The sequence below is a fragment of the Microcystis sp. M109S1 genome, assembly GCF_020247025.1.
Classification (GTDB): domain Bacteria; phylum Cyanobacteriota; class Cyanobacteriia; order Cyanobacteriales; family Microcystaceae; genus Microcystis.
In genome coordinates this window covers 1-9617 of the sequence record NZ_JADBRW010000471.1, presented here as the reverse complement: position 1 = coordinate 9617, position 9617 = coordinate 1, and the positions used below count along the sequence as shown (strand labels likewise).

6 protein-coding genes and 1 pseudogene are annotated in these 9617 nt (G+C 43.2%); 3 read left to right on the top strand and 4 right to left on the bottom strand.

What is annotated here, in order from left to right:
- Positions 1-195: 195 nt before the first annotated feature.
- Positions 196-1383, bottom strand: a complete 1188-nt coding sequence (locus IM322_RS23080) for a TRC40/GET3/ArsA family transport-energizing ATPase (RefSeq protein ID WP_286826316.1) — start codon at positions 1381-1383, stop codon at positions 196-198.
- Positions 1384-1457: 74 nt separating this feature from the next.
- Positions 1458-1877: an aspartate 1-decarboxylase gene (gene panD, locus IM322_RS23075; protein WP_052277873.1), complete on the bottom strand. Its 420-nt coding sequence runs from the start codon at positions 1875-1877 to the stop codon at positions 1458-1460.
- A gap of 37 nt (positions 1878-1914) precedes the next feature.
- On the opposite strand from panD, the gene IM322_RS23070 reads away from it, so the two are divergent.
- A complete protein-coding gene (locus IM322_RS23070; protein WP_287676368.1) occupies positions 1915-2742 on the top strand; it encodes a DUF3598 family protein in 828 nt (275 codons plus the stop codon).
- 771 nt (positions 2743-3513) lie between these two features.
- Here the strand turns inward: IM322_RS23070 and IM322_RS23065 are convergent.
- Positions 3514-4089: pseudogene (locus IM322_RS23065) on the bottom strand (Uma2 family endonuclease).
- Positions 4090-4644: 555 nt separating this feature from the next.
- Positions 4645-5427, bottom strand: coding sequence for an aldolase/citrate lyase family protein (locus IM322_RS23060; RefSeq protein ID WP_287674030.1), 783 nt, complete (start codon positions 5425-5427; stop codon positions 4645-4647).
- A 220-nt stretch (positions 5428-5647) separates the two neighbouring features.
- Here IM322_RS23060 and aspS point away from each other — a divergent pair, with 220 nt between their 5' ends.
- Positions 5648-7435, top strand: a complete 1788-nt coding sequence (aspS, locus tag IM322_RS23055) for an aspartate--tRNA ligase (RefSeq protein ID WP_287078431.1) — start codon at positions 5648-5650, stop codon at positions 7433-7435.
- A 523-nt stretch (positions 7436-7958) separates the two neighbouring features.
- Complete coding sequence (locus IM322_RS23050) at positions 7959-9419, top strand: efflux RND transporter periplasmic adaptor subunit (protein ID WP_287674027.1); 1461 nt, start codon at positions 7959-7961, stop codon at positions 9417-9419.
- The last annotated feature ends 198 nt before the right edge of the window (positions 9420-9617 follow it).

Sequence of the window (9617 nt, the reverse complement as noted above, 5' to 3'; positions counted from 1 at the left end):
TTTACTGATCACTGTTTACTGATCACTGTTTACTGTTTACTGTTTACTGTTTACTGTTTACTGTTTACTGTTTACTGTTTACTGTTTACTGTTTACTGTTTACTGTTTACTGTTTACTGTTCACTGATTACTGTTTACTGATTACTGTTCACTGTTTACTGATCACTGAAAAGCTTCCCACCCAATCTAGGAAAATTACACTTTCACCACGTTGCTAAAACGGATTTTCAGGTAATCATCTTCCATTTTTGCTCCAGAAGGTTTCAGGGCTGCTAAAGCTTGGGGCAAGACTAAATTACGACGGTGATTACCAATGCGAATATTTAACTCGTCTCCAGTTTTATTTAGTTGTATTTGTTCCTTGGGTATGCCGGGTAAATATAATTCCAGACTGTAATTATTTTCCTGTTGAACTACCCGAATGGTGTTTTCCTGGTAATAAACCTTAGTCGGATCTTCCTCGGCAAAAAGAGTTTCTTTCAGTCTTTCCAAAGCGGGTAAACCACACATTTCTTCGGAGTAGAGAGGAACTTCCTTAACCGGTAAAGGATGAAAATTATCGTAAATTTCCTGTTTATAAACCTGTTGATTTTCTTTCCAACGGGCAAAGAAAGGATCGGTTACTTTGTCGGGAATAATCCGATTGGCAATAATCAAATCGGTGGAAACATTATAGAGACTTAGATAGGCATGGGCGCGTAAAGACTCCTTAATCACCATTTTTTCGGGGTTTGTCACCAAACGTACCGAGGTTTGAGTATTATCGGTCAAAACCTTTTCTAAAGCCTCGATCTGCTCGTAAAACTCGTAGGGAGCGTCCATAACTTCCTTGTCCGGTAGGGAAAAACCGGCGATCGGTCGAAATAAAGGTTCTACCAGTGGTCGCAATGCCATCGACATTCCCTGTAAAGGTTTGTAAAATCTTCTCATGTACCAACCGCCCACTTCTGGCAAACTCAGCAATCGTAAGGCTGTACCCGTGGGTGCGGAATCGATAATCAACACATCATAAGTACCCTCATCGTAGTGGCGCTTCATGCGAACTAAGCCGAAAATCTCATCCATTCCGGGTAAAATCGCTAATTCTTCCGCTTGCACTCCATCTAAACCCCTAGCTTGCAATACCTGAGTAATGTAACGTTTTACTGCGCCCCAGTTGCCTTCTAACTCCATTAGTGCATCTAATTCTGCCCCCCAAAGATGGGGGCGTACCAAACGAGGATCGTGACCTAATTCGAGATCGAAACTGTCAGCGAGAGAGTGAGCGGGATCGGTGCTGAGAACTAGGGTTTTATAGCCAAGTTCGGCGCAGCGGAGTCCTGTAGCGGCGGCGACGGAGGTTTTACCCACGCCTCCTTTACCGGTCATGAGAATTACACGCATGGGGGCTGATTCTAAGAAAGTTTACATTACTTATTCTCATTATGACGGGAAAGTTAACAAATTTAGGACAAGAATCAGCATTCTTGGCTATAAAATTCCACTCCCCGACCATCACCCCGGGGAATTAGGCTCTGTTCAAAAAATTGCTGACAGCGATTTTCGGCATCAGCGACGAGAACTTTGGCAAAATGACCGTTTTCGAGAACTTCTTGCCTCGGACGTTGTTCGTAGGCATAGATAATCAAAATATCTCCAGGTTGACAGAGCAGAGCTGCACCACCGTTGGGGCAAATTTCCCCGGTTTGGCCAGGAAAAACGTAGGTGGAAAAGCGCTTACCATTGCTAAGATTGACCACATCCACTTCTTCAAGGGGCAAAATACCGACCCGCTCAATCAATTCTCGATCGATAGTGATACTGCCGACATAATCGACGTTAGCCTCGCTGACGCGCACTCGATGGAGTTTGGCGTGCATTAATCGAATTGTTCCCATGTATTTTGTCCTATTTACCCCAATTACTTCAATTATTATGCTCTCCCAGTGGGAATGTTTACTAAAAAATCTCGGTCAATGGCAAGGTTCTTTTACCCGTCTGTCTCCCCAAGGCGATCTGATCGAAGATACCCCGACTTTGGTATCTTTGCAAGGCATTAATAATAATCGCTCAATTCGTCAATTGGTCCGCCGTCTCTACAGCGATCGAGTGCCGGAAGATTTAATTTTAGAGTATAGTTCTCTCAATCAGGGTATTCTATTTAGCCAGACGGGAGCTTTTTGCCAAGGTTCTCTATATTTTAGTAGTTTTTCCTCACAATTTGGCGCAGAATTTGGGTTAATCTCTGGGGAAAGACGATTAAGAATCGTCCAGTTATTTAATGAACGCTGTGAGTTCGATCGCTTGACTTTAATTCGGGAAAAGTTAGTTGATTCTAGCTCCCCAGAAAGACCGATGTTAACGGTGGAGCAATTACTGGGTCAATGGCAAGGACAAGCGGTGACAACGGGACGCGATTTTTATAATTCTGCTGCCTATTCTACCCATGTATTGATCGAGCGTCAGGGGGATAATTATCTCTCGCAAACTTTGACTTTTGGCGATAATAAAATTACTTCTAGCGCTCGTATTGAGGGACAAAGATTGTTGTTTGAAAATAGTCCGCTGCCGATTCAAATCCTGATGCTGCCCGATGGTTCTTCCTGTAATACACCTCTGAAAATTAATGCCGGTTATCCTTTTGTTTTAGAGGTGGGTTGGTTACTTTCTCCTACTCAAAGACAGCGCTTAATTCGTTCTTATAACGAGAAGGGAGAATGGACAGGTATTACTCTGGTGACAGAGGAAAAAGAAAGCTATTAGCCGTCAGCCATCAGCTAGATTGATAATAAAAAGGAAATTGACTAATTACACTGAAAAATATCGGGTTTCTCCTCAAGATTAATTATAACTGGATTTGGCATCGTCTCCTTGCTCGGAGACTTGCCAAAACGACAACTTTGTACTTCACCAATAAGATAAATACTCTCAGAAGCTGAATGCTAAGGGCTAATTTATATAAGCAAAATTTATCAAAATCCCAATATACTTGAGAAGATTTAAATTTACATTCCTTAATCTTTACTTTTCTTAAAAAATAATTGAGAAAAATTCCTATTTGTCAACGAGATTGCAATAGTTACAGCCTGATGCTAGTATCTAAGAATTGGGTTACTCTGTGCATTTTTAGTCCTTGTGCCTTGAAACCCTTGCTAAGTCTAGGATGACTAATTCGTCCCTAGGGAAAACTTGCCAATTGCTCCTTTGACGAAAAAGATCTTTTGCCAAAAATATGTGTACTTATGTTAAAACGAAAAAGTTTTTTTGACAAAATGTACCAGATGTGCTGCGGGGAAAGTCTGCGGGTAAGCTGTTAACTATCTAAATTACTGGGCTCTTCTGGTTTCTGTGTGGAAACGAGGTCTATACCGATAGAATATCCGCAAAATAGTCCTAAAAGTTTTGCCCAATAAGCACTTCAGGGTTCCATAAGCAAAAATTATCACACAAAGTCGAGAAGAGCCAATTACTGGTTAAGACTGTATGGGAGAGGGGAGAAGAACCTGATCAACCAAACGATGCTGATAGAACAAATTAAACCTTTAGCCAAGCAAAAATATCCACTGCTGATATTAGCCAACTTTCTAATCCTTTAATCACCGCTAAAGGCTGATTATTTCCTGCGGTTGCAATATGTACTTTCGGTAATCCTGTTTGAAAAACGGTGACTGACTTTGCTGAAGGATCAATCAACCAACCTAATTCTGTTCCTTGTTGTAAACAGAAAATAATCTTTTCCATCCCTAAGGTAACAGATTGTTCGGGAGACATAATTTCAATAATCCAATCGGGATAACGTAAAAATTGATCAGCCATTTCTCCATCTATATCTCTTGGCAAATTCTGCCAACGAATCACCGCAATATCTGGCACAATTGAACGTTCTGCAAAAGTACAACGTAATTCAGGTAGAGCATAAGCTAATTTTTGAGGTTTAGTCTGTTGATTAATGGCAGAGGCTAACTCAAATTGTCAGATGCTGTGTTTTGCTTTTGGCATAGGTTTTTGAGTGACAATTCCCTGATAATATTCCCTAGCAGGCTTAGTTTCTGGAAGAGCAAGAAATGCTTCGAGGGAAAGAGCTTGTTTATCTTCTATTGTGGCAAACATTGATTGATTTCTCCGCTCTTGAGGTATTTTGGCTCTTCTGGTTTCTGTGTGGAAACGAGGTCTATACTGATACTTTCTTCCGCAAAATAGCCCTAAAAGTCCTGCCCGATAAGCATTTCACGATTCTATAAGCAAAAATTATCACACAAAGTCGAGAAGAGCCGTATTTTCTATTATCAAAGGAGTTTATGGTGACAGAAAGGCATTCATTATATTCCTTTGAGTGGTTTTCTATGAGATACTTGGCATAGTGCAGAAGTTCGTGCTTTAGAGACTCTGGCCTTGTCGAAACTGTTGGTAAGATTTCTGCATCAATATTGATGATTTCTCTCATTAAACGCCAAGGGATTGGTGGATAATGCGATTGTTTTTAGGACAAAAGTAGGTGCTATCAATAAACCTGCAAATTCCACCGAAAAAGAAACAAGAAAAGTGGGTTAAATTGCTTCCTAGTTACCATTGTAAAATAATTAAGAGAAGTTATTCATAATGAGTCCACATCCGTATAACTTTGCTGCCTAGGTTTTGAGCGTTTGATCGAAGTGACCAATATCTTTAACCAAAAAGTAAATTATGCAAGATTTCTAAACGCTGGTCATCTTCACGAACAATAGCACCATAATAATTTTTCTTATTCTCTAGCCAGAGTAATTCAAACTCGATCGCCTTGGGCAAAGCTAAACTGAAATTATCCAAAGCTTGGGGACAATCAAAGATAACTTTGCGCGTCTCGAAGCGGTCAAAATGTCCTTGGCAGAACATTTTGAAAAACGGTAAAGAATGCAGTGACACCCCACCCCCAATGGCAACAGTCAAACCGGCAGCCTTAGCTTTTTTTGCCAAAGGTAAAGCCAGAGCCAAAACTTGCTCGCTATTCACATCCCGGCGAGTTAATCCCAAAGAACAGGCTAAATCCATCCGTCCGATCACGATACCATGGAGAGATTTTATCTCTGGAATCGCCAACATTTCCTGAAAATTCTCACAGGCAGTAATCGTTTCGATATTAACTAATAACTCCACATCTTCCACCCGTTGATCGGCTAAAACCCTCCTAGCTGCCCGCAGATATTTTTGTAAAGCGTAGGCTGTTTCTACCATGGGAGCAATCAAGCGATCGACTCCTAAATTAACCGCATCAAATATATCTCTGATCGCTTCGCAACCGGCGATTTTCAGATTAAAATCTACCCCCGCTTTCAGACTAATTTCTTTCAACCGCATCGCTTCCGTCAGTCGGGTTCCTTCCGTCTCGAATTCCGCTTTTACCCCTGAAACATGGTGATCTTCCCTGAGTTCTCTTAACAGTTGCACCATTTTTTTTTCTAAGGAATTCATGATTTTAATCGTTCAAAATCGCTAACTGCTAGATGAGCCTTGTTGATTATAGCCGATCGGCGAAAAGCTGATAGCTGAGGACGAGGAGACCATAAAAATACCCTAAACAAAGGGACAAGAGTGACAAAATACCGGCATAATGAGCAAGGCCGTCTGATTTTTTTCTGGCCACATCCTTTCTATACTACATTCGTAATATAAGTAATTCTCTAGTTAGACTATGCGAACTCACTACTGTGGCGACCTTAGCGCGATCGAAATTGAAAAAAGTGTCACCCTCTTCGGTTGGGTCGATCGTCGTCGCGATCACGGTGGCGTTATTTTTATCGATCTGCGGGATCGCAGTGGTATTGTCCAGATCGTCAGTGATCCCCAACGAACCCCCGCTTCCTACCCCATCGCTGAAACCGTCAGAAACGAGTATGTCATCAAGGTGACGGGAACAGTCAGTCAAAGGCCTACCGAATCCCTTAACCCGCGCATTGCCACCGGAGAAATCGAAATTTACGCCACTAGCATCGAGATTCTCAACGGGGTTACTAAACAACTGCCTTTTGTCGTCTCTAGTTCCGAAAGTGAATCGGTACGAGAAGATGTGCGCTTGCGATACCGCTATCTAGACCTACGCCGGGAGCGTATGAGTCAGAATTTACAACTACGTCACCAAGTTGTCAAGGAAATGCGCCGTTTTCTCGAAGATGAACAGCATTTTATCGAAGTGGAAACGCCAATTTTAACTCGATCGACTCCCGAAGGGGCGCGGGATTATCTAGTTCCTTCCCGTGTCAACCCGGGCCAATGGTACGCTTTACCCCAATCACCGCAACTATTTAAGCAATTATTAATGGTGTCGGGAATGGATCGCTACTATCAAATCGCCCGCTGTTTCCGCGATGAAGATCTGCGCGCTGATCGTCAACCGGAATTTACTCAGTTGGACATGGAGATGAGTTTTCTCTCTTTACCTGAGATTTTAGCCCTGAATGAGGCTTTAATAGCTCATATCTTCAAAAAAGTCAAAAATATTGATATAAGCCTACCCCTGCCCCGTTTAACCTATGCTGAGGCTATGGATCGCTATGGGATCGATCGCCCCGATACCCGTTTTGGCTTGGAATTGGTCAATGTGGCGGAGATTTTTGCCGATTCGGGATTTAAGGTGTTTTCAGGTGCGATCGCTAGTGGTGGGACGGTGAAAGTTTTACCGATTCCCAACGGTAACGAGGCGATTTCTAACGTCAGAATCAAACCGGGTGGGGATTTATTCAAAGAAGCCACCGACGCGGGTGCGAAGGGAATTGCCTACATTCGCGTGCGCGAAGACTACGATTTTGATACCATTGGTGCTATTAAAGATAACCTGACAGAGGCACAAAAACAGGCTTTAATCGAGAAGACTGGCGCAAAACCGGGGCATCTGTTGTTATTTGGGGCAGGAGATACCGATACAGTCAATAAATCCCTATCCCGCCTACGCTTAGTTTTAGGAGAACAATTGGGATTAATTGATCCTGAGAAAATCAACCTCCTCTGGGTGACTGATTTCCCGATGTTTGAATACAACACCGAGGAAAAACGCCTGGAAGCATTGCATCACCCCTTTACTGCCCCTAATCCCGAAGATTTAGACGATCTAGCCCACGCTCGCGCCCTAGCCTACGATATGATTTTTAATGGTATTGAAATCGGTGGCGGCAGTTTGCGGATCTATCAACGGGAAGTACAGGAAAAAGTCTTCGCTACTATCGGTCTATCCCGAGAGGAAGCCTATAATAAATTCGGCTTTTTGTTAGAAGCTTTTGAATACGGAACCCCTCCCCACGGTGGTATCGCCTACGGTTTAGATCGCTTGGTGATGTTGTTAGCAGGAGAAGAATCGATTCGCGATGTGATTGCTTTCCCGAAAACCCAGCAAGCTAGTTGTTTACTCACTTCTGCACCTTCGACAGTGGCAGCCAAGCAATTAAAAGAATTATCTGTTGCTTCTACCTACAAACCGCCATCCTAAGATTAAGGTGGGCATTGCCCACCTAATTTTTAAAAGTCTGTTGACACCATGCTCTTAAATTCTTTTCTGCCCTCACTTCATCCTCTTTAGCAGTGGCTAAAAATTCCTAGAGTTTAGTTTTGGGAACTAGGGGAAAAGTGCGGGGTAAGCGCATCTTAACAATCCTTGACAAAATAAACTTTATGTGATCTGGTTACCCACGATTCAGGCATATTTGAGGAGAATTTGCCATCTCAATCTCAATTGTTAAGCAAAAATCGACCAAATGGGTCTTTGTTCGTCACTATTATGATTGACTGGTATCACTTGAAATGCCCACACAGCAAGTGGCTCACAAAATTGGCCAATTTTCAATAGCGTTTGAGATGCTCTCACCCTGACTGAATCCTCACCAAACACAACAATTTTGGATTTTTAGAGCAAGTCCACTTTCTCACTTTCCCCACCCGTGACCTTTTTCCGTTAGATTATAAATGGATACAAAACTTAACATTTTATCCAGAATCTACCGAGAGGGCAGACCGTGCGGCCAGATACCCTAGAAAATAACCAGCATTCAGCCGATAATTCGCTAGTTCCCGAAGAAATCGCATTTAATCCCGAAATTGAGCCAGAGGAACCCGAATACTCGCCAAAACCGACAAAAACCAACTCTTGGCTATCGGGAGGGAGGGGTTTATTTATCGGTGTGGGATTGGGGGTTTTATTGACCCTAGGGGCGACTCGTTTCGCTAATCGACCCCAAACAGCCCAAAACCCCAATACTCAGCCTGTAGCGGCAAAAAATGAAGCACCAGCACAAACAGTAACCACCACTAGGGTAGAATTTACTCCCGTGGCCCGCACCCTGAAAGCGACTGGAAGCGTGGCAGCCTATGAATTAATCCCGATTCTTTCCCAAGCGACAGGACTACAAATCAAAGAAATCTTTGTGGATGAAGGGGATAGGGTCAGCCAAGGTCAAATTTTGGCTCGTCTCGATGATAGCGTCCTGCAAGCGCAATTAACCCAAGCACAGGCAAATGTCGCCCAATCCCGGGCGCGTTTGGCAGAATTGCAAGCGGGTAGCCGTAAAGAGGAGATCGCTGGAGCTAAACAAACTATTCAACGCATAAAAGCCGAAATTAGTCAAGCTCAATCGGATTGGGATTTGGCCAAAAAACGCGTCCAGAGAAACCAAAGTTTAGAAGCGGAAGGAGCGATCGCCCGGGATCGTCTCGATGAAGTCCTCAATGAAGAAAGAAACCAAGCGGCGATCGTACAACAGACCCAATCCCGTTTAGGAGAAGCAGAGCAGCAACTGGCACAATTGCAAGCGGGTAATCGTCCCGAAGTGATTGCCCAAGCTACAGCCCAATTAGCGGAGGCTCAAAGCCGTTTAGCCATAGTTAAAGCCCAATTAAACGAGACGCGCCTGATTTCCCCGGTCAGTGGCAAAATTGCCGAAAGAAATGGCCGCATCGGGGACACCACCAACGGTCAAAATGCTCTCTTTAAAATCATCGAAAATGGGCGTTTAGAGCTAAGATTACGGGTTCCTGAGAATCAATTGCCCTTAATCCGCGTCGGAGCGCCCGTTACTATCACTTCCGATGCTAATACCAGTCTGAAACTATCGGGACAGGTGCGCGAAATTAATCCCATCGTCGATGAGGCATCCCGTCAAGCAACAGTGGAAGTCGATTTAACCGACAATACAGGATTAAAACCGGGGATGTTTTTACGAGGTGCGATCGTAACGAATACTAGCAACAGTTTAACCGTCCCCATGACTGCGGTTTTACCCCAAAAAGATAATCAAGCTCTAGTTTATTTAGTGGGACCTGATAACACCGTCACCGCCAAAACTGTGCAATTAGGTCAAATTATGCCGAATAATCGCGTGGAAATTCTCACCGGTTTACAAGCGGGCGATCGCATTGTGGTCAAAGGGGCAGCCTATCTCGGTGATGGCGACAAAATTACAGTAATCAGTAATCAGTGATCAGTAATCAGTAATCAGTAATCAGTAAACAGGTATAAAGATATAGCGCTTTTCACGTTACTGAGGTATCAACAAGTTTTGCCAACAAAGGGTTTAAGCCCCTTGCCCATACCTCATTCTGATGAAAACTGCTATAAAGATAACTAACTAATTAACTTAAAACTTACATCTGATAACTGATAACTGATAACTGATAAC

What these genes read in the sequence shown, in the direction of transcription:
- IM322_RS23080 (WP_286826316.1), bottom strand. Translation starts at nt 1,383, where the DNA reads ATGCGTGTAATTCTCATGACCGGTAAAGGAGGCGTGGGTAAAACCTCC.
- panD (WP_052277873.1), bottom strand. Translation starts at nt 1,877, where the DNA reads ATGGGAACAATTCGATTAATGCACGCCAAACTCCATCGAGTGCGCGTC.
- IM322_RS23070 (WP_287676368.1), top strand. Translation starts at nt 1,915, where the DNA reads ATGCTCTCCCAGTGGGAATGTTTACTAAAAAATCTCGGTCAATGGCAA.
- IM322_RS23060 (WP_287674030.1), bottom strand. Translation starts at nt 5,427, where the DNA reads ATGAATTCCTTAGAAAAAAAAATGGTGCAACTGTTAAGAGAACTCAGG.
- aspS (WP_287078431.1), top strand. Translation starts at nt 5,648, where the DNA reads ATGCGAACTCACTACTGTGGCGACCTTAGCGCGATCGAAATTGAAAAA.